Source organism: Pseudomonas sp. PAGU 2196 (assembly GCF_022179005.1).
GTDB classification, from domain to species: Bacteria; Pseudomonadota; Gammaproteobacteria; order Pseudomonadales; family Pseudomonadaceae; genus Aquipseudomonas; species Aquipseudomonas kermanshahensis.
Genome location: NZ_BNTL01000008.1, coordinates 117,240 through 135,997, shown reverse-complemented (window position 1 = coordinate 135,997; position 18,758 = coordinate 117,240). Strand labels below are relative to the sequence as shown.

General features: G+C 60.9%; 20 protein-coding genes. 10 read left to right on the top strand and 10 right to left on the bottom strand.

Annotated features, from left to right (window positions below; all coding sequences use genetic code 11):
- Positions 1-7: 7 nt before the first annotated feature.
- On the top strand, positions 8-358 hold the full coding sequence (locus MFF34_RS08025; RefSeq protein ID WP_238212171.1) for a response regulator: 351 nt from the start codon (positions 8-10) through the stop codon (positions 356-358).
- A 167-nt stretch (positions 359-525) separates the two neighbouring features.
- Here MFF34_RS08025 and cobF read toward each other — a convergent pair whose 3' ends face one another.
- Both cobF and MFF34_RS08015 read right to left on the bottom strand, forming a co-directional pair.
- Positions 526-1,275, bottom strand: coding sequence for a precorrin-6A synthase (deacetylating) (gene cobF, locus MFF34_RS08020; RefSeq protein WP_238212146.1), 750 nt, complete (start codon positions 1,273-1,275; stop codon positions 526-528).
- Between the two features lie 65 nt (positions 1,276-1,340).
- Complete coding sequence (locus MFF34_RS08015; protein ID WP_238212143.1) at positions 1,341-2,630, bottom strand: OprD family porin; 1,290 nt, start codon at positions 2,628-2,630, stop codon at positions 1,341-1,343.
- 359 nt (positions 2,631-2,989) lie between these two features.
- On the opposite strand from MFF34_RS08015, the gene MFF34_RS08010 reads away from it, so the two are divergent.
- The 3 genes from MFF34_RS08010 to MFF34_RS08000 all read left to right on the top strand — a co-directional run bounded on the left by MFF34_RS08010 (position 2,990) and on the right by MFF34_RS08000 (position 4,436).
- On the top strand, positions 2,990-3,349 hold the full coding sequence (locus MFF34_RS08010) for a histone-like nucleoid-structuring protein, MvaT/MvaU family (protein ID WP_238212287.1): 360 nt from the start codon (positions 2,990-2,992) through the stop codon (positions 3,347-3,349).
- 221 nt (positions 3,350-3,570) lie between these two features.
- The gene (gene gloA, locus MFF34_RS08005; protein WP_027593726.1) at positions 3,571-4,098 is read left to right on the top strand and encodes a lactoylglutathione lyase; all 528 of its coding nucleotides are present in this window, start codon (positions 3,571-3,573) and stop codon (positions 4,096-4,098) included.
- A 95-nt stretch (positions 4,099-4,193) separates the two neighbouring features.
- A complete protein-coding gene (locus tag MFF34_RS08000) occupies positions 4,194-4,436 on the top strand; it encodes a hypothetical protein (protein WP_099429788.1) in 243 nt (80 codons plus the stop codon).
- Positions 4,437-4,552: 116 nt separating this feature from the next.
- Here MFF34_RS08000 and MFF34_RS07995 read toward each other — a convergent pair whose 3' ends face one another.
- Positions 4,553-5,377 (bottom strand): shikimate 5-dehydrogenase, encoded by an 825-nt coding sequence (locus tag MFF34_RS07995; RefSeq protein WP_238212141.1) that lies wholly within the window; start codon positions 5,375-5,377, stop codon positions 4,553-4,555.
- Positions 5,378-5,538: 161 nt separating this feature from the next.
- Between MFF34_RS07995 and MFF34_RS07990 the strand changes: the two genes are divergently transcribed.
- The 3 genes from MFF34_RS07990 (at position 5,539) to pbpG (ending at position 7,319) form a co-directional block, all read left to right on the top strand.
- Positions 5,539-5,880 (top strand): hypothetical protein, encoded by a 342-nt coding sequence (locus MFF34_RS07990; protein WP_238212132.1) that lies wholly within the window; start codon positions 5,539-5,541, stop codon positions 5,878-5,880.
- A 94-nt stretch (positions 5,881-5,974) separates the two neighbouring features.
- Complete coding sequence (locus tag MFF34_RS07985) at positions 5,975-6,157, top strand: hypothetical protein (RefSeq protein ID WP_027593730.1); 183 nt, start codon at positions 5,975-5,977, stop codon at positions 6,155-6,157.
- A gap of 238 nt (positions 6,158-6,395) precedes the next feature.
- Entirely contained in the window at positions 6,396-7,319 is a 924-nt protein-coding gene (gene pbpG / locus MFF34_RS07980) for a D-alanyl-D-alanine endopeptidase (protein ID WP_027593731.1), read from the top strand.
- Between the two features lie 34 nt (positions 7,320-7,353).
- Here pbpG and MFF34_RS07975 read toward each other — a convergent pair whose 3' ends face one another.
- The 7 genes from MFF34_RS07975 to MFF34_RS07945 all read right to left on the bottom strand — a co-directional run bounded on the left by MFF34_RS07975 (position 7,354) and on the right by MFF34_RS07945 (position 15,620).
- Positions 7,354-9,204: a DUF3857 domain-containing transglutaminase family protein gene (locus MFF34_RS07975; RefSeq protein WP_238212130.1), complete on the bottom strand. Its 1,851-nt coding sequence runs from the start codon at positions 9,202-9,204 to the stop codon at positions 7,354-7,356.
- 97 nt (positions 9,205-9,301) lie between these two features.
- A complete protein-coding gene (locus MFF34_RS07970) occupies positions 9,302-9,781 on the bottom strand; it encodes an isochorismatase family cysteine hydrolase (RefSeq protein ID WP_027593733.1) in 480 nt (159 codons plus the stop codon).
- Positions 9,782-10,042: 261 nt separating this feature from the next.
- Complete coding sequence (locus tag MFF34_RS07965) at positions 10,043-10,318, bottom strand: helix-turn-helix domain-containing protein (protein WP_238212285.1); 276 nt, start codon at positions 10,316-10,318, stop codon at positions 10,043-10,045.
- Positions 10,319-10,426: 108 nt separating this feature from the next.
- Entirely contained in the window at positions 10,427-12,904 is a 2,478-nt protein-coding gene (locus tag MFF34_RS07960) for a TonB-dependent siderophore receptor (RefSeq protein WP_238212128.1), read from the bottom strand.
- A 218-nt stretch (positions 12,905-13,122) separates the two neighbouring features.
- A complete protein-coding gene (locus tag MFF34_RS07955) occupies positions 13,123-14,070 on the bottom strand; it encodes a FecR domain-containing protein (RefSeq protein WP_238212126.1) in 948 nt (315 codons plus the stop codon).
- Between the two features lie 3 nt (positions 14,071-14,073).
- On the bottom strand, positions 14,074-14,583 hold the full coding sequence (locus MFF34_RS07950; RefSeq protein WP_238212123.1) for a sigma-70 family RNA polymerase sigma factor: 510 nt from the start codon (positions 14,581-14,583) through the stop codon (positions 14,074-14,076).
- A 110-nt stretch (positions 14,584-14,693) separates the two neighbouring features.
- Positions 14,694-15,620 carry a LysR substrate-binding domain-containing protein gene (locus tag MFF34_RS07945; RefSeq protein WP_027593740.1) on the bottom strand — a complete coding sequence of 309 codons (927 nt, stop codon included), beginning with the start codon at positions 15,618-15,620 and terminating at the stop codon, positions 14,694-14,696.
- A 192-nt stretch (positions 15,621-15,812) separates the two neighbouring features.
- On the opposite strand from MFF34_RS07945, the gene MFF34_RS07940 reads away from it, so the two are divergent.
- From MFF34_RS07940 to ttdB, 3 genes are read left to right on the top strand one after another with little or no spacing between them, the layout of a single operon-like run.
- Complete coding sequence (locus tag MFF34_RS07940; RefSeq protein ID WP_238212121.1) at positions 15,813-17,162, top strand: dicarboxylate/amino acid:cation symporter; 1,350 nt, start codon at positions 15,813-15,815, stop codon at positions 17,160-17,162.
- A gap of 49 nt (positions 17,163-17,211) precedes the next feature.
- Entirely contained in the window at positions 17,212-18,111 is a 900-nt protein-coding gene (gene ttdA, locus MFF34_RS07935) for a L(+)-tartrate dehydratase subunit alpha (protein WP_238212120.1), read from the top strand.
- Entirely contained in the window at positions 18,108-18,716 is a 609-nt protein-coding gene (gene ttdB, locus MFF34_RS07930) for a L(+)-tartrate dehydratase subunit beta (RefSeq protein WP_027593743.1), read from the top strand. Before ttdA ends, ttdB begins: the two co-directional genes overlap by 4 nt.
- Positions 18,717-18,758 lie beyond the last annotated feature (42 nt).

The window sequence follows — 18,758 nt, the reverse complement described above, 5'->3', positions numbered from 1 at the left end:
CCAAACCATGCATCTTCTGGTAGTCGAAGACGACGACATCGTACGCATGCTGATGGTCGAAGTGCTCGACGAGTTGGGCTACACGGTCATCGAAGCCGAAGACGCCACCGTAGCACTGCGGGTGCTCGAAGACCCTGCGCAGGCCTTGGCGCTGATGATGACAGACGTGGGCCTGCCGGACATGCGCGGCGAAGTGCTGGCGCAACGGGCACGCGAACTTCGTCCACTGCTGCCGGTGTTGTTTGCCAGCGGTTATGCCGAGAACGTAAACGTGCCGGAGGGCATGCACCTGATTGGCAAGCCGTTCAGCATCGAGCAATTGCGCAACAAGGTGGTGGACATACTGGGTACGGCCTGATGCCCGAGTGGCGGCTTTCGCGGGCAAGCCCGCTCCCACCCGAACTGTGTAGCCTCACAGGCTAGCGCCGCACCTGTGGGAGCTGGCTTGCCAGCGATGAGGCCGGCACAAGCACCACAAGACAGTTGCTCCCACAGGTCTTTAACGACTGTGGGGGTTGCAGCCAGCTACAGCTCGCGGCGTAACAGATACGTGTCCATGATCCACCCCTTGCGCCCCCTCGCCTCCTCTCGCACTTGCAGAATCTGCGCCTTCACCGCCTGCAAAGGCCCGGCAATCAGCACCTCATCTGCGGTGCCCAGGTAAGCCCCCCAATAAATCATCAAACCCGGGTCATCCAGCGAGGCAAACGCGCACTGCCCGTCGAGCATCACCACCACATTGTCGATATGCGCCTGTTCGGCAAGACGACGCCCAGGCAGTACAGTCAGCGGCTCACCGATACGGTTGAGCGGTACTTGGTGGCGGGCCGCCAAGGCCTGGACGCTGCTGATGCCGGGAATCACCTGCAGTCGCAGCGCCAGCCCGCCTTCGCGGACCCAGTCGAGAATGCGCAGGGTACTGTCGTACAGGCCAGGCTCACCCCATAACAGAAAGGCACCGACATCGTCGGCTCCGATCTCGTCCGCGATCAACCGGCTGTACAGCGCGGCCCGCTGCCGGTGCCAATCCTGAACAGCACCCACGTAATCGAGCGCCTGGCCATCGCGGGAAGGGTCGGCGACCTGCACCAGCCGGTAGCCGCCTTCAGGCCGATAGCGCTGCAGAATAGCCTTGCGCAAGCGCACCAGCTCGTCCTTCTCCGTGCCCTTGTCGATCACGAAAAACACGCTGGCACGACGTAACGCGTCGACCGCTTCATAGGTAACCTGGCGTGGGTCACCCGGGCCAATGCCAATCAACAACAGGTCTTTCATTGCCCTGCCCTTTCAATGCCAGTCGCCATTGTCGATTAGCCACTCACGCTTGGCAAAGCGCCCCGTCAGAAGATGGAGAAGTTGTAACTTACAATGACGCGAGTCTCATCCATATCACGCGCCCACTTCTCATAGTTGCTGCGGTACGTGGAGTTACGCAGACGCACGCTGACATCCTTGAAGGTGCCGCGTTGTACCTGGTACTTGAACTCGGTGTCGCGCTCCCATTCCTTGCCTTCGGCGTTACTGCCCGGGACCTTGATGTGGTCGCCATTGATGTAACGGGTGAAGAAGGTCAGGCCGGGCACACCCAGTGCCTTGAAGTCATAGTCGTAGCGCAACTGCCAGGAACGCTCCTGGGCGGCGGCAAAGTCGTTGACCTGGGCGTAGTTGACCAGGTACGGGTTGCTGCCATCCAGGTAAGGCATGGCGCTTTCGCCGTACATGCGCTGCCAGCCGGCGCTGACTTTATGGCCGCCCAGGCTGTAACCGAGCATGCCACTGAAGGCGCGGTGGTCGATGTCGCCGGCGCGGGCATTGCCGATGTCGTCGCTCTTGATCACGCGCAGGTCGGCCGACAGGCTGCCCACCGCCAGCGGTTGGCTGGCCACCAGACCGAGGAAGTGCTGGCGATAGATATTCTCCAGCTTGGCCACTTGATACTGGGCAGTGATACGGTCGTTGAAACGGTAATCGAGGCCTGCCAGGTCGAAGTGGTCGGCTTCGATGTCGCAGGCATAGCGCTTGTTCTTGCAGTGCACGCGAATGTCCTGGCGATCGGTGGAATCACGTGCGGTGTATTTGTCTAGGCGGGCCAGGGTGAACTTCAGGTCGCGCACCTCTTCGGAGGTCAGCATGGCGCCATGGAACATCGTCGGCAACAAACGCCCATCGTTGTACTTGAGCAACGGTACATCTGGCATCATCGAGCCGTACTTGAGCACGGTGCTGGACACTTTGACCTTGGCCGCCAAGCCCATCTTCGCGTATTGATCGGCCGAGTGCCGTGGATCATGGCCAGACGACGGCAATAGGCCGCTGTTACTGTCCGCAGGGCTGGAATCGAGCTTGAAGCCGACCATGCCCAGCGCATCCACGCCAACCCCTACCGGCCCTTGGGTATAACCCGACTGAACATTGAGAATAAAGCCTTGCGCCCACTCTTCGCGTTTGGACGCGCCCTGGCTGGAACTGCTATGGCCGTCACGGAAATCCCGGTTGAAGTAGACATTGCGCGCTTCAACCTTGGCGCTGCTGTCTTCAAGAAAACCGGCGGCCTGGGCATTGACGCCAGCACACAAAAGGAACAGGCCGGCAACACGGCGCCCAGGGGCGTGAGGGAGGGGGGCAAACATGCGAGGAAATATCCAGAAAGAATGGCGAAAACAACCTGCAGCAAACACCTGCTGCGGTACTGCGACATGCTCGAACAGTGGCCGAGCATCATCTGAAATGATCGCTCAAAGGCTCTATTCCGGGCTATTGGACCTTGGTCTAGAGCCATTCGCCAGCCCCGTCGAAGTCGTCAAAAACTGGCGCATGAAAAACCCGTAAAGTTCCGTGCTTACTTATAAAAAGTTTGCAGTTTACCCAGTAGCGATGAATGACTACACTCGATATCAGCGAACAGCGGAACCCACCCCCGTGGCCGGCGTTTTGTTCTTCTTCAATGTTCGTCACGCCCTGCCACGAAAGACGTACAGGAGTGATTACAGTGTCCAGACTTGCAGAGTTTCGTGCTGCCGAAAAAGCGCTTCAGGAACAAATGGCTCAACTGGAAGCGCTGAAAAAGGATGCCGGCCTCAAACGCGAAATCGAATTCGAGCAGAAACTAGTCGGCCTGATGAAAAGCTATGACAAGGGTCTGCGCGATATCATCGCCATCCTCGACCCCAAGGCTGCCACCCGCCCTGCTGCCGCAGCCCCCAAACAACAGCGCCGCCCACGCGTGGTCAAGGTCTATGAAAACCCACACACGGGCGAGCTGATCGAGACCAAAGGCGGCAACCATCGCGGGCTGAAAGCCTGGAAAGAAGAGTACGGCGCTGCCACCGTTGAAAGCTGGGTACGCTGATGAAACGTCCACATGGACTTCACACTTTTTTCACAAGCGCTGGCTCAGTATCGAGACAGCTAAAGGACTAGCGACCCCACGCGCCCGCACATGCGGGCCTCTAATTCAAGCGCCCTGCCTCGTGCAGGGCGCTTTCATTTGCGCAATCGCTTCACTGCCGTATCATGGCCAGCCTGTCTGTTTTGCCGGTGCCGCGCACCGGCCCCGTCTCAGGAGTTCCCATGAGCCTGCACGATCTGCAAACCCTGCCTGGCGTCACCGCGCAGCCGGATGCCGCCACCTCCAAGTTCGTCTTCAACCACACCATGCTGCGGGTCAAGGACATCGAGAAGTCGCTGGACTTCTACACCCGCGTTCTGGGCTTCCGCCTGGTGGACAAGCGCGACTTCCCGGAAGCCGCCTTCAGCCTGTACTTCCTGGCACTGGTCGACCCGGCGCAGATCCCTGCCGACGACGCCGCGCGCCACCAGTGGATGAAGTCGATCCCAGGCGTTCTGGAGCTGACCCACAACCACGGCACCGAAAACGACGCCGATTTTGCCTACCACAACGGCAACACCGACCCACGCGGTTTCGGCCATATCTGCGTTTCGGTGCCGGACGTGCGTGAGGCCTGTGCGCGCTTCGAAGCACTCGACGTGCCCTTCCAGAAACGCCTGGCGGATGGCCGCATGAATCACCTGGCCTTCGTCAAGGACCCTGACGGTTACTGGGTTGAAGTGATCCAGCCAACCGAACTCAAAGGCTGAGGCACAACGCTATTCGCTCGTCGGGCCGGGAACTCCCGGCCCCTTGCTGTGGTATATGAAAGTAACCGCTTCATAAGCACAGCGAGGTAAGGACGATGCAATCTCTTCACTGTGAGCACCGCAAGTACACCATCACCGCCAGTGTGATGCCCCACCCCGACTCCCCCCTGCCCTATGCCGCCGGCTGCCTGATCACCGACCCTGAAGGGCACACCAGCAAGCGCATCTCAATGCCGATGAAGTTCTTCTCAGACCTTGAAAATGCCCAGCATGTGTCGCTGGCCCATGGCCGTGCGCTGGTGGATGAACAGCTGGACAAGGGGCACAAAGCCTTCTGATTGACGCAACATAGCGCGCCCCTCCTGTAGGAGCAGCCTTGTGCTGCGAAGAGGCCGGTGCGGCGATCAGAGATTGATGATCCTTGTAACGGCCTCTTCGCAGCACAAGGCTGCTCCTACAGAGGGTCGCGCGCGTATGCGACGGCTGCTTCTACTTGCTCACGCGTAGGGCGCACGCCGGTATACAGCACGAACTGCTCCAGCGCCTGTAGCGCAATCACCTCCAGGCCAGTGATCACTGGCTTGCCCAACGCCTGGGCCCGGCGAATCAACGGCGTCTGCGCCGGCATCGCCACCACATCGAACACCCGTTCGGCCGCCGCAATGGCCTGTTCGCTAAAGGCCAGCGCGTTGGCCGCCTGCCCGCCGGCCATGCCGATCGGCGTCACGTTTATCAACATCGGCGGGCACAGGTCTCCGAGCTCGGCCACCCAGCGATAACCACAAACGTCCGCCAGTTGCCGCCCCGCCTGTTCATTGCGCGCGACGATCGTGCCCTGGGTAAAGCCCGCGTCACGTAAGGCACTCGCCACCGCCTTGGCCATGCCACCACTGCCGCGCAGGGCAAACGCAGTCGCCGGGTCGACCTCGTATTGCGCCAGCAACTGCCGCACTGCCAGGTAATCAGTGTTGTAGGCCTTCAGATGGCCGCCGGTATTGACCAGCGTATTGACCGACTCGATTGCCGCAGCGGACGGATCCACCTCGTCGACCAAGGCCATGCAGGCTTCCTTGTAAGGCATCGACACCCCGCACCCGCGAATACCCAAAGCACGAATGCCTGCGACCGCCGCGGGCAAGTCGTCAGTGCTCATGGCCTTGTAGTAGAAGTCCAGCCCCAACTGTTGGTAGAGGTGGTTGTGGAAACGCACGCCGAAGGTGCCAGGCCGCCCGGCCAAGGAGATGCACAGCACCGTGTCTCTGCTGGGAGTTGTCGACATAACCTGCTCCATTTTCAGAACTGAATCGTTTGTTCAGCGTATCAGACACAGCCGCTTGTCGTCCCTTACACAACCTTTACCGTTTCCCTGTGCCCAGCTGACAGAGGCAGGGGTCATAGTAATAGGACCCCATCTTTGGGGTTGCCCTGCGAGGACGCTTTATGAACCGTCACATTCCCGTAATCGCCCTGCTGGTCGGTGCCCTGGCCATCAGCGGACAAGCTGCTGCCCATGGTGGCCATGGCGGTGGTTGGTATGGACCCGGCCCGCTGTTAGGCGCGGCGGTGGTCGGTGCCGTGGTGGGGGCAACGGTTTATGGCGGGCGTGATCGCACCGTGTATGTGGAGCGCCAGCCAGTCTATTACGCACCGCAGCCGGTCTACGTACAGCCGCCGCCGCAGCCGGTGTACTACCAGCCCTACTATGCACCGGCCCCGCCGCCACCGGGCTATCGCCCCTATTACGGCCCGCCCCCGGTGTACTACGGGCCACCCCGTTGGTGATCGTTGATAAAACCAATGATCACTATCAACTCAGTTAATTTCAAACCGCTGCGGCCGCTGCGTAAGGTAGGGCCATGTTTTACAGGAGGTCCACATGGCCACTATCCAGATCATGTCCGTCGTCGGCAGCGCCGTCCCCCCTTCACTGCGCCAGCAAGGCCTGCTGGCCTGCTGGTACCTGGTGCGTAACGGTGAACCCGTGAGCGGCCCCTTGGCGACCCGCGCCTCGGCTCAAGCCCTGGCCGACCAGTTGCAGCCAGATACCCTGGTCGCTTGACAGTATTTGTTGTGCGTTGCTCCCTCCCTTATGGCCCGCCGCTTGGCGGGTCTTTTTTTGCCGGTGTGATCCGACGAGCGGAGGCGGCAGAACCGATCCAGCATGAAGCTTTTTTCATTTCGCCGGGTCGCTTCAACGAGCAATCGACAGCACTTCGACCATACTCCACAATGCAGCGGTTTTTTGGGGGAAAACCCTTGCACAGCCAACGACATACCAACTTTTAGTGAGCCTCAACGTGAAAACATCCCTGTCTATCCTCAGCCTGCTGCTGTTGCTCACAGGTACCGCGACCCTTCCGTCGACTGCTGCTGCACAACCCCCGGCCCAGGTGCAACGTGACCCGGCCAAATTGCACTTGGCTTCGGGCAGCGCATTGCTGATCGACCTGAACACCAATCAGGAACTGTATGCCAGCCACGCCGACCGCGTGGTGCCCATTGCCTCGGTGACCAAACTGATGACGGCGATGGTGGTGCTGGACGCCAAGCTGCCCATGGATGAAATGCTCACCATGACCATCGCCAACAACCCGGAGATGAAGGGTGTGTATTCGAGGGTGCGCCTGGGCAGCCAGCTGAACCGCCGCGAGACCTTGCTGATTACCCTGATGTCGTCGGAAAACCGTGCGGCCAACAGCCTGGCCAACCACTACCCCGGCGGCTACCCGGCGTTCATCAAGGCCATGAACGCCAAGGCCCGCAGCCTGGGCATGGCGCACACCCGCTATGTCGAGCCGACCGGCCTGTCGACGCAGAACGTGTCCAGCGCCCGCGACCTGTCGAAGCTGTTGATGGCGTCGCGCAAGTACCCGATGCTGAGCGAACTGTCGACGACCCGCGAGAAGACCGTGGCCTTCCGCGCGCCCAACTACACCTTGGGCTTTCGTAACACCGATCACCTGGTGAACAAGAGCAACTGGGACATCAAGCTGACCAAAACCGGCTTCACCAATGAGGCTGGCCACTGCCTGGTGCTGCTGACCCGCATGGACAACCGCCCGGTGGCGATGGTGATCCTCGATGCCTTCGGCAAGTACACCCACTTCGCCGATGCCAGCCGCATGCGTCAATGGCTGGAAACCGGAGCAGCCAAACCTGCGCCAGCAGTGGCTATGCAGTACAAGGCTGACCGGGTGAAGGGGCGCTTGGCGGCCGAGTAAGCCAGGCGCATGCTGTTGGCGTACGACCTGGGGGCTAGCTCGCTTGCACGATGATCTGGCTCTGCAGGTCCTTGACCATCGCCTCGAGCGTCGGCTTCATGGCGGCAAAATCCTCGGGTGAACACACCACGTTCGGGCGGCTGAACTTGAAGTGCCGCTCGATCACCACCGCATTCCCCTCCTGAGCGTAACGCGCGCTGTATTCCACATTGGCGTCTTGCAGACGCACCTGCTTGGGGATTGCCAGTACGCTGACCTCCGGTGGGAATTCGAAACGCGATGTTTCCACGGTGTCGTTGGAAATGCACACGAAGTGCTGGCTGCGTTCCTTTTCCATGGCAAAGCTGTAGACGTTCTGCGAAATACCCCCTGCCAGGCTGCTCAAGGCCACCACCCCCACCGGCCCGGGCAGGTTGACGAGGTTTTCCGTGCGCCCATCGACGGTGCTGACAAACTCGCCACTGGCGCTCGGCGGGTGTACCTCGAACGTGCCGCTGCCGCGCTGCCCATAGGCGCCGAGCACTTTTTCGACGAGCAGTTCACGGTCGGCCGGCTTCATCGATTTAACCCCATAGCGGCTGACCTCGCTGGCCCAGCCTTGCACGGTGGCAACGTTGGTGAAGTCCGCCGCTCCCTTGCCGTTGACCTTGAACTTCAGGTCGCTGGACACCTTGTTGAGCTGGATAGCCGGGGTACGCCCGAACTCGCCTGTGGCAGTCAGCAGCACACGCTTGTTCAAGGTACCCAGCGGCAGGTAGCCTGCGGCAATCGAAGGGTCGGTCGAGTCCAGGTACAGGTCCAGGCTCGGCACGTAGGTGATCACGTGGTTCAACACCCCCAGCGCAGGAACCTTGGGGAACACATAAGCATTGCCCAGGTTGATCAAGGCCGGCGTGCTTTTGATACCCGCCGCCGTCAGCAGCGCTTCAAGCAATGCCACATGGTCCTTGCAATCACCGTAGCGGTTGTCCAGCACGGTCTGCGCGGCATGTGGCACCACCCCACCGGCACCGACATACACGGCGACATAGCGAATGTTCTCACGTACCCAGTCGCTGAGCGTCAGCGCCTTTTCCCGTGCGGTAGGCAAATGGGCCGTCAGGCGGTGCGCCAACTCGGTGATCGGTGCCGTGACCTCGACCTTGGCCCGTGCCTGGTAGGCCTCGGCGAACTGTTTGAAATCGGTGAAGGTCGAGACGGCCAGATAGTGCCCGTAGTCCAGGTAGGACACCGCACTGGCTTCGATCCGCGCCCGGTCCGCCGGTACGTAATCCCAGCGGTAGACCTTGCGCCCGGGTGCAGCCGCTGGCATCGACACCTTGAAGCTGCGCGCGTCCGCTTGCAGGGGCATGTCCTCGGGCATGTCGTAGGTCAGAGTGAACTCCCCGACCAGGTGGAATTCCGGCACGGTGATGTCTTCGAACTGCCCCGGGAACAGCGGCGTGACACGGTTGCGCTGGTAATGCAGGACCAAGCGATCCCCCACCGCGACCTCAGGGAAGATGATCACCTTATTGACGCTGTCCTGAAACATCGGCGCCTGCACAGACGCCTGCTCTTGCTGTTCCTTGATGTGCGCGGCATCCACCCGCACTTTGCGCCCATCGGGCTTTTGCGTGTAGGCCTCGATCACTTCCAGGGTTTCCAGCGAGCGGTTGAAGCTCACCGGCTGCTGGGCGCGGGTCTTGATGGCGCGTTCGTCATTGATCAGCAAGACGCTGTCGACGTCCAGGCGGTGGCTGCCATCCTTCTGCACGACAAAGGTCTGCTCGACCTTTTCCAAGGTCACGGAGCGGTCAGTGCCATCGGTGAAGGCCTGCGCCGAGCCACACCCGCTCATTGCAAGCGGCAGCAGCACAGCGACAAGGTAAGACTGTTTCAGCATGGAGATCCTTCTCAATCCAGGTGTATCGAGGCCGTCATTAATCGACAATGATACTCATTGGCGTAGAAAGATAGCAAAATGATTGCACTCCCTGTGCTCACATCGCCAGCGCGGCCAACACCTCGGCAGACGTCGTCACCTGGCGGAAGTGGTGCTTCCACAAGTCGATACCCATCTTCCCGGACCTGTCCAGCGACGACCCTACCGTCATGTCGGTCACCAGGGTTGGCGTGAGCCCCGCATCGAACAGCGCAAAGCCTGCAGCCAGCACGCAGGTTTCGGTTTGCATGCCGCACACCAGCACCCGCTCCACGCCTAGTTGCTTGATGTATTCGAGGGTTTCGACGGTCTGCCCGTAGCCATGCTTGACGAACACCTGGTCTGCTTCGACCAGGCTCTCGTCCTCGGCTGCCGGGTGCCAGCCCAACTGACGCTGAAACGGCGTGGCCTGCTCATCGTGCAGTTCGACCGAGGCGATGGTCGGGATATTCGCCGACAACCGCCGCAAACCGTCGACCAGCCATTCGGGCGGGCTGAAGGTGGATTGAACATCGACGATGAGCAAAACCTGGCGCATAAGGGTCTCCGGCCATGGGCAAAAAGCGCCGAGTATAACGTGGTGCTAGCACTGCGGTTTGCTGAAAACAGTGCCTGCATGACCCGCATCGAGGCTACCGCCGATGCCATGCTAAGGTCTGATACTTCTACTGGCATGGTCAGCGAGACTGCTTGCTCCTGAGCGACCGCCCCGTTATAGGAGAAGATCGAATCGCGCGTATTGGCCTCGCTGTGCCCGAGCGTGCCGACGGCCACATCGCTGGCACCAATATACAAACGATCAGCGACCATGATCATGGACACTTGCGGATTTTAGTTCGTCGAGCGTCATGCGCCGACGCTCGGGTATGGCCGTCAGTTCATACCCCAATCCCTCCAGGATCGCTGCAACCTTGCGAATCCCGACCTCAGCAATCGTATTGTTTTCAATCCCCGAGATGGTCGCGCGGCTCATGCCGTGCCGTTGAGCAAGCTGCGCTTGGGAAAGGCCTGCCTCTTTACGCAATTTTTTGATCAGAAGCCCTAGGTCAAACTGGGCTTCATCAGGAGCGGGCAGATCGACAACCTGGATGAAGGCGATCCCGAGCTCATCTTTGTCAAATTCCTTTCGTGAGGCGGGTGTTCGCACGCGAACCCGCGAACACCGGTCATGGCTACCCCCCGATCACCAATCGTAGGTCATCTCCACCGACGCCACGCGCTCCTGGCCGTAATAGCAACCGAACGCATAGTTGCAGTCCGACACATACTCGCGGTCGAAGATGTTCTGCACATTCAGGCTGGCCTGCAAACCGCGCAGGCTCGCGTCGAATTTGCCCAGGTCGTAGCTGACGGTAGCGTCATACACCGCGTAGGCCGGCACGTCGAACGAGTTGGACGAATCACCCGGTTTACGGCCGGTGTAGCGGGCACCTGCGCCGAAGGTGAGGCCGTTGAGCATGGCCTGGGTAAAGTGGTAATCCACCCACAGGGACGCCGATACCGGCGCCTGCGACTCGCTGCGGTTGCCTTGGTCGCCGTAGTTGCTCTTGGTGTAGAACGAGTCGATGTAGGTGGCTGCCGCCAGCACGTCGATGTTGTCGAGGGTGGACTTGAGTTCAAGTTCAACGCCACGCGAGCGCACCTCACCGTCCTGCGCCTGGTACTGGGGGTTGTCGTCGTCCTGAGTCAGCACGTTCTTCTGCTTGACCTGGAACACCGACGCGGTGAGCAAGGTGCCCTCGACCGGCTGGTACTTAACCCCCACTTCGTACTGTTCACCCTCGGTCGGCTCAAACGACTTGCCGGCGCTGTCCGTGCCCAGTGTCGGCAAGAACGACTGGGAATAGCTGACGTAAGGCGCCAGGCCAAACTCGGTGACGTAGGTCAGGCCGATACGGCCCGTGAACTTGTTGTCACGCTGTGAAGCGATGCTTTTGGCCAGCAGGTCTTTGTTGTCGATTTCTGCCCAGTCCTGGCGGCCACCAACGGTCAGGATCCACTGGTCGAGCTTGATCTGGTCCTGCACATACACCCCAGTCTGGCGAACGGTATTGTCCCATTGGGTGTCCAGCACAGGGGTCACGCTGCTGGTGTCGTAGTTGTTCTTGCCGTAGAGGTCGACCGGCAGCACGTTGTAGGCGTTGTAGCCATCGTATTTGCGGGAGAAGTGGCGGTAGTCCACGCCGGCCAGTGTGGTGTGCTGCAGCGCGCCGGTATTGAATTTATATTCCAGGTTGTTATCGAGGGTGTAGGCGATATTGTGCTGGCGCCAGTCGAGCTTGACCCGGTTGGCCCGGGTGTAATCCACCCCCTCGTCGTCCGTAACGAAACTGCGCAGGTAGAAGCCTTTGTAGCGGTCACGTACATCGGTGTAGCGCGCTGTGGAACGTACCGCCAGGTCATCGCTGAAACGGTGGCTGAAGTCGTAGCCGAAGATGTACTGGTTACGCTTGTAATCGTTGTAGTGCGAGTCGCCCGAGAAGAAGTCGCGGTCGATGCGCTGGCCCGTCGGGCCACGCTTGAGCGAACCGATCATCGGCAGCGACTGGTAGTCGGCAAGGCCGTCGTCGCGCTGCACCTGTGCCAGCACCGTCAGGGCGGTGTCTTCGTTCGGCGCCCAGGTCAGGCTCGGTGCCAGCAGCAGGCGTTCGCTGTGGGTGTGCGCCACCTGCTCGTTGCCTTTGTCGGCCACACCGACCAGGCGATAGGTGAACGCGCCTTGCTCTTCCAATGGGCCGCTGCTGTCGAACGCACCGTTGACCCGGTTGTAACTGCCGGCCCCCAGCTTGACCTGGTTGCGCTGCTCGCGGGTCGGGCGTTTGGAGACCATGTTGATCAGCCCGCCCGGCTGGTTTTGCCCGTAGAGCACCGACGATGGGCCCTTGAGCACCTCGATGCGTTCCAGGGTATAGGGGTCGATCTGTGGCGCGCCGCCCAGGCTGCCCGCATACGGCAGGTACGCGCCATCCAGGTACAGCGGGGTCGGGGCGAAGCCACGGCTGGTGATTTCGTCGGCAATGCTGTTGCGATCGGTGAACCCCCCCGTTGCCAGCCCCGGCGTATAACGCAATGCCTGGGTCAGGTTGCGCGCGCCCTGGGCCTGTACCTGGTCGGCAGTGACGACGTTGATGGCCTGCGGGATTTCCAGAATCGGCGTATCAGTCTTGGTCCCCGTCGCGCTGCGGGTGGCGACATAACCGGTTACCGGCCCGTAGGCCGACTCCACGGACGTGCCGGTGATGCTGGTACTGTCGAGTTGCAGCGTCGACGCATCCCCGACCATGGGCAACAGCGAATAGCTGCCATTGGCCTGGCGCAGCACCTGCAACTGGCTGCCTACCAGCAATTGGCGCAGGCCGGCCTCGGCACTGTAGCGGCCATGCAAGCCTGGCGACTTCAACGAGTGCACGTAGGACGGTTCGAACGACACGGTCACCCCCGCCGCCTCCGCGAACTGGGTGAGCGCGGCGCCCAACGGGCCGGCCGGGATGTCGAATGCGGCTTCGACACGGGTCTGGGCCATGACTGGCGGGGCGATCATCGCCGCAGCCAGAGGCGTCGCGAGCGCGATGCTGAACAGCGCGCGATTGACCGCCCGCATCAAGGGGTTTTTGGCACAGTTGATGAGGATAACGGGGTTGCGAGTGTCTGAAGGGAGCATGGGTATTCCTTTCGCCCTGCGGCAGTTTTTTACGGCGTCTGATGCGCCTCTACTTAACAAGTCGAATGAGAATTGAAATCGATAACCCCCCCCTGGGTAAAAGAGTGCCTGCTTTGGGCTTTGATGTGAGGCGTATATCGAGCGCCGCACGGGCGGCGCTCGATCTCATAGGCGCTGAAAATGCTGAGCGAACACCTTCAAAAATACGCCCTAAGCACTCAAACAGCCTCGACCCGCGTCCAGAACCGGCTGAACCGCCGAATGCGTACCGGCAAGGTGCGGGTGAGGTTGTCCAGGGCAGTATCGATATTGCCCAGCTGAAACGCGCCGGACAGGCGCAGCTCGCTCACGGCCGCGTCACACCCCAGATGGCCGGGCCGATAACGTTGCAGTTCGCCAACAACATCGGCAAGGCGCCAGTCGTCCACCACCAGCATGTCGCGGGTCCAGGCATCCGCCAGCGCTGTCGCGGGCTGCACCACGCCGGCTTCATCCGCGCGAAAGACCAGTTGCTGACCGGCCTCGACACGCACCGGCGCCAGCGAGTGCGCCGTGCGTGCCTCCACGGCATGTTCCAGCACGCAAACCCGCGTGACGTCAGCATCACAGCGGACAGTAAAACGCGTGCCCAGGGCGCGAATGCTGCCTTCTTCGGTGTGCACGATAAACGCTCGGGCCTGCGCGTCGCGCGCGGTTTGCACAAGGATCTCCCCGCCCAACAGGTGCAAGGCGCGCCATTGGGCGGTGTAACGGATATCGACAGCGGTGGCGGTGTTCAACTGCAAGCGGCTGCCATCCTCCAGGCGCAGCGAACGGCGCTCGCCAACCCCTGTGCGTTGGTCGGCCATCAACCGCGCGATGCCCCCCTCGTGCCAGGCCAGCCCCCCTGCCCCACCCGCAGCCAGCACAATCGACATCACCTTGAGCACTTCGCGGCGCTTGGCCCTGGCACTGCTCAGGGTTGGCCGAGCGATGCCTGGTGCCACGTGCTCGAAGGTGCCCTGCAAGCGCGCCAGGCGCTCCCAGGCCTGCCGGTGAAGTGGATCGCTGAGCAACCAGCGCTGATGCGCGGCGCGCGTACGTTCATCGGCATCGCAGCGCAACTCGACATACCAACTCGCCGCGGCTTCGAGCACGTTCCGATCCAGTGGCGGGTCCCCGGCCACGCTTCAGTCCTCAGCCAGCATCAGGCAATGGGTCAGTGCCCGCACTGCATGCTTCTTGACGGTGGTAACCGAAATGTCCAGGCGCCGCCCGATCTCGACATAGCTCAAGCCATCCAGCTGGGCCATCAGAAAAATCTCCCGGCTGCGGGCGCCCAGGCCGTCGAGCAGGCGGTCGATTTCCATCAACGCTTCGATGATCAACGTGCGCGCCTCGGGCGAGACTTCGACCTGCTCGGGGCGGGCGGCAAGCGTCTCCAGATAGGCCTGCTCAACAGCACGGCGGCGGAACATGTCGATCATCAGGCTACGGGCGATGCTCGAGAGGTAAGCCCGTGGCTCGCGCAGCTCGGCGGCCTTGCGCAGGGTCAGCACGCGGATGAACGTGTCCTGGGCCAGGTCCGCCGCATGCTCGACACACCCGAGCTTGTTGCGTAGCCAACCGCACAACCAGGGATGGTGCTCCGCGTAGAGGGTATGCACGGTTTTTTGCAGGGAAGGGTCAGCGCAGGACATGGGGTGAACCGGTCAGGACGTCTTTAATAATGACTCTCATTTAACATGAGCCATCCAACGCTGTGCAACTCTTCATTCACGCGACATCATTCATGGCTTCATTCATGCCGCTACTGCCATGCCGCCAAGCTGTCTTCCGGCCCATCGGCATGGCTTTTAAAAAACGCCCTCAAGTGCTCGATGAAACACGACACCTTCGCGGACAGGTTCAAACGCTCAAGGTAAACCGCATAGATATCCGCCGGCGGTGTCTGGTAATCACCCAACACCTCCACCAGGCGCCCACTGCGCAAGTGGTCCGCCAGGTTCCATTCGGCCCGCATCAGGATGCCTTGCCCCTCCAACGCCCAGTTCAACGCCACCTCACCATCGTTGGTGCTCAGGCTTCCACGCACCTTAACCGATTCTGACTGCTTGCCACGGCTCAAGCGCCAGACGCCAAAGGCGGCATCGTTCTGGCGTAACACGATGCAATTGTGTGCAGCCAGGTCCTTGGGCACCTCGGGTGTACCGCAGGCTTCCAAGTAGCTGGGCGCGGCACACAGCCTCCGGCGGTTGGCTGCGATCTTGCGCGCGATCAGGCGCGAGTCGGGCAATTCACCAAAGCGGATAGCCACATCGATTGCGTCATTGGGCAGCTGGATGGGCCGATCGGTCAGGTGCAGTTGCACCTCCACCTCGGGGTAACGCTTGGCAAACGATGAAATCGCCGGCCCCACATGGGTACGGCCAAAGCCCAACGGCGCATTGACCCGCAGCAGGCCCTTGGGCTCGGCGCGGCTGCTGGACACCTGGCGCTCCATCTCCTCGATCTCACCCAGTATGCGCCGGGCATTGACCAGGTAGGTCTCGCCCTCGGCGGTCAGGCTAATGCTGCGTGTGGTGCGGTTGAGCAACCGCACGCCCAGCCGCTGTTCCAATTGCGCCAGGCGCTTGGAGACCGCAGGTGGGGTCAGGTTCATCTCACGCGCGGTGGCAGCCAGGCTGCCCACGCGGATGAGCTGGGTGAAAAAGGCCAGCTCGGACACTGGGTTCATAATTAACCTGAAGGAAATAATGAGTTGAATTTCATTGTATTACACGGTTTTTAAAAAACCATTACCTTGGCCCTGCGTGATTAACCCTAAGAAACCTGGGCTATCGAGCTGCCACGGCCAGGTGTTGCCTGCCGCTACCGATAAGCCCAGCCGCCACAAGAACCGACTCACAACAATAATTCGGAGACGGCAATGGCCAAGCGAGTGTTAGGCAAGTTGTACGTGCAGGTGCTGATCGGGGTAACCCTCGGGGTACTGATCGGGGTGTTCTGGCCACAGGTCGGCGCAGACCTCAAGCCGGTGGGCGATGCCTTTATCAAATTGATCAAGATGGTCTTCGCACCGATCATTTTCGCCACGGTGGTGCTGGGCATCGCCAAGATGGAAAACATGAAAGAGCTCGGCCGCGTGGGCGTGCGTGCGCTGATCTACTTCGAAGTACTGTCCACCTTTGCCCTGGTGCTGGGCCTGGTCGTGGTCAACCTTGTACAGCCTGGGCAAGGCATGAACGTCGACCCGGCCACCCTCGATGCCAAAAGCATTTCCACCTACACCGCGGCAGCTGCAAACAGCTCGGGCGGGTTCATCGACTTTCTGTTGCATGTCATCCCCGGCAGCGTGACCGATGCCTTTGCCAAGAATGAGATCTTGCCGATCCTGCTGTTCTCGACCTTGTTCGGCATCGCCCTCTCGCACCTGGGCCCGCGCGGCAAACCGATGGTCGATGTGCTTGAAGCGTTCTCCCACGGCATGTTCTTTATCGTCGGCATGATCATGCGCGTGGCGCCGCTCGCGGCCTGCGGTGCAATGGCATTTACCGTCGGCAAGTACGGGCTGGGCTCGATCGTCTCGCTCGGCAAGCTGATGGCAACCATGTACCTGACCTGCTTCCTGTTCGTGGTGATTGTGCTGGGCGCCATCGCTCGGCTGTCCGGTTTCAGCCTGTGGAAGTTCCTCAAGTACCTCAAGGAAGAACTGTTCACCGTACTGGGCACCAGTTCATCGGAGTCGGTGGTGCCGCAACTGATGAACAAGCTGGAGAAGGTCGGCGTGTCCAAACCGGTGGTGGGCCTGGTGATCCCTTCCGGCCTGACCTTCAACCCGGACGGGCAATGCATCTACTACACCATGGCGGCCATCTTCATCGCCCAGGCCACCAACACGCCACTGACGCTGATGGACCAGTTGATCGTGCTGGGCGTGCTACTGCTGACCTCCAAAGGCTCCGCAGGTGTGACCGGCTCCGGCTTCATCACCCTGGCCGCGACCTTGGCAACCATGGACAACATCCCCGTGGCCGGCATGGTGCTGTTGCTGGGCGTCGACCGCTTCATGTCCGAGGCCCGCGCCATCACCAACACCATCGGCAACGCCGTCGGCACCGTGGCCATCGCGCACTGGGTTGGCGCTTTGGACAAACCGCGCATGGCCCAAGTGCTGAATGGCCAGCTACCCGCAGACCCCGAAAAACCCGAGGCCACTCAGCTACACACCCCGCTTCTACACAGGGAGGCCAGCACCAGCGGCACCCTGGCCCCCTGAACACCCAGACATCGAACAATCAGCCTTGTGATGCAGTGAGGAAAAAACCGTGGATAAAGAATCAGCCGTATCATCGCTCACCGACGTGATGGCGAAGTTCACCGCCTATATCGGCAAGCGCCTGCCCAAAGACGTCAAGGAGAAAACCGCAAAACTGCGCGCCGCAGAAACCAACCCACTGGCCATCGCCGTGTATGACTCGATGGCCGACAACCAGGAGTACGCCGACAAACTCGACCGCCCCAGTTGCCAGGACACCGGGGTCATTCAGTACTTCATCTCGGCGGGGGCCAGGTTCCCGCTACTGAGCGAGCTTGAAGGCATTCTGGAAAACGCCACCAAAGAGGCCACCATCAAGGGCCCGCTGCGCCACAACGCGGTAGAAACCTTCATCGAGAAGAACACCGGCACCAACACCGGCTCGAAGATCCCGTGGCTGGACTGGGAAATCATCCCGGATGCCGACTACGCCATCGTCGATGTGTACATGGCCGGTGGTGGCTGCACCTTGCCAGGCTCGGCCAAGGTGCTGATGCCAGGCCAGGGCTATGAAGGGGTCACCGAGTTCGTCTTCGACGTGATCACTTCGCGAGGCGTCAATGCGTGCCCGCCCTTGCTGGTTGGCGTTGGCGTGTCGACCTCGGTGGAGACCGCTGCGCGCCTGTCGAAAAAGGCGATCCTGCGCCCGGTCGATTCTAGCCACCCGAACGAAAGCGCCGCCATGATGGAACAGCTTCTGGAAGACGGCCTCAACGAAATCGGCATCGGCCCGCAGGGGCTGACTGGCAACAGCAGTGTCATGGGCGTGAACATCGAGTCTTCCGCGCGTCACCCCTCGACCATTGGCGTCGCGGTATCGACCGGTTGCTGGGCGCACCGCCGCGGCAAGATCCGCATTAATGCCGACCTGTCCTACGACATCCTCTCGCACGAAGGGGTAGTACTGTGAAAAAGATCCTGACCACCCCGATCAAAGACGAAGACCTGGCCAACCTCAATGTCGGCGACGTGGTTTATCTCACTGGCCAGCTGGTGACGTGCCGCGACGTCGCGCACCGTCGTTTGATCGAGCTCAAGCGAGAGTTGCCGGTTGACTTGCGCGGCGGTGCGATCTTTCACGCTGGGCCTATCGTGCGCAAAAAAGACGATGGCAGTTTCGAGATGGTGTCCATCGGCCCAACCACCAGCATGCGCATGGAGAAGTTCGAAAAGCAGTTCATCGAGCAAACCGGCGTCAAGCTGATCATTGGTAAAGGCGGCATGGGGCCGGAAACCACCACCGGCTGCCTGGAAAACAAAGCCGTGCATGCGGTGTTTCCAGGGGGCTGTGCGGTGCTGGCTGCAACGCAGGTAGAAGAGATCGAACGTGCCGAGTGGCAAGACCTGGGGATGCCTGAAACCCTGTGGGTCAACCGGGTACGGGCGTTCGGCCCGCTGATCATTTCCATCGACACCAAGGGCAATAACCTGTTCGAACAGAACAAGGCCCGCTTCAACGCGCGCAAAGGGGCGGTGATCGAGAAGATCAACAGCCAGGTTCGCTTTATCAAATAACCGCGCCAAATCGGGGCCCATATGCGGCCCCGATACAAGCAC

Excerpts from the sequence above, each read along its gene's own strand:
- MFF34_RS08025 (WP_238212171.1), top strand. The coding sequence starts at position 8 with ATGCATCTTCTGGTAGTCGAAGACGACGACATCGTACGCATGCTGATG.
- cobF (WP_238212146.1), bottom strand. The coding sequence starts at position 1,275 with ATGAAAGACCTGTTGTTGATTGGCATTGGCCCGGGTGACCCACGCCAG.
- MFF34_RS08015 (WP_238212143.1), bottom strand. The coding sequence starts at position 2,630 with ATGTTTGCCCCCCTCCCTCACGCCCCTGGGCGCCGTGTTGCCGGCCTG.
- gloA (WP_027593726.1), top strand. The coding sequence starts at position 3,571 with ATGAGCCTGCACGATCTGCAAACCCTGCCTGGCGTCACCGCGCAGCCG.
- MFF34_RS08000 (WP_099429788.1), top strand. The coding sequence starts at position 4,194 with ATGCAATCTCTTCACTGTGAGCACCGCAAGTACACCATCACCGCCAGT.
- MFF34_RS07995 (WP_238212141.1), bottom strand. The coding sequence starts at position 5,377 with ATGTCGACAACTCCCAGCAGAGACACGGTGCTGTGCATCTCCTTGGCC.
- MFF34_RS07990 (WP_238212132.1), top strand. The coding sequence starts at position 5,539 with ATGAACCGTCACATTCCCGTAATCGCCCTGCTGGTCGGTGCCCTGGCC.
- MFF34_RS07985 (WP_027593730.1), top strand. The coding sequence starts at position 5,975 with ATGGCCACTATCCAGATCATGTCCGTCGTCGGCAGCGCCGTCCCCCCT.
- MFF34_RS07975 (WP_238212130.1), bottom strand. The coding sequence starts at position 9,204 with ATGCTGAAACAGTCTTACCTTGTCGCTGTGCTGCTGCCGCTTGCAATG.
- MFF34_RS07970 (WP_027593733.1), bottom strand. The coding sequence starts at position 9,781 with ATGCGCCAGGTTTTGCTCATCGTCGATGTTCAATCCACCTTCAGCCCG.
- MFF34_RS07960 (WP_238212128.1), bottom strand. The coding sequence starts at position 12,904 with ATGCTCCCTTCAGACACTCGCAACCCCGTTATCCTCATCAACTGTGCC.
- MFF34_RS07950 (WP_238212123.1), bottom strand. The coding sequence starts at position 14,583 with ATGTCCTGCGCTGACCCTTCCCTGCAAAAAACCGTGCATACCCTCTAC.
- MFF34_RS07945 (WP_027593740.1), bottom strand. The coding sequence starts at position 15,620 with ATGAACCCAGTGTCCGAGCTGGCCTTTTTCACCCAGCTCATCCGCGTG.
- MFF34_RS07940 (WP_238212121.1), top strand. The coding sequence starts at position 15,813 with ATGGCCAAGCGAGTGTTAGGCAAGTTGTACGTGCAGGTGCTGATCGGG.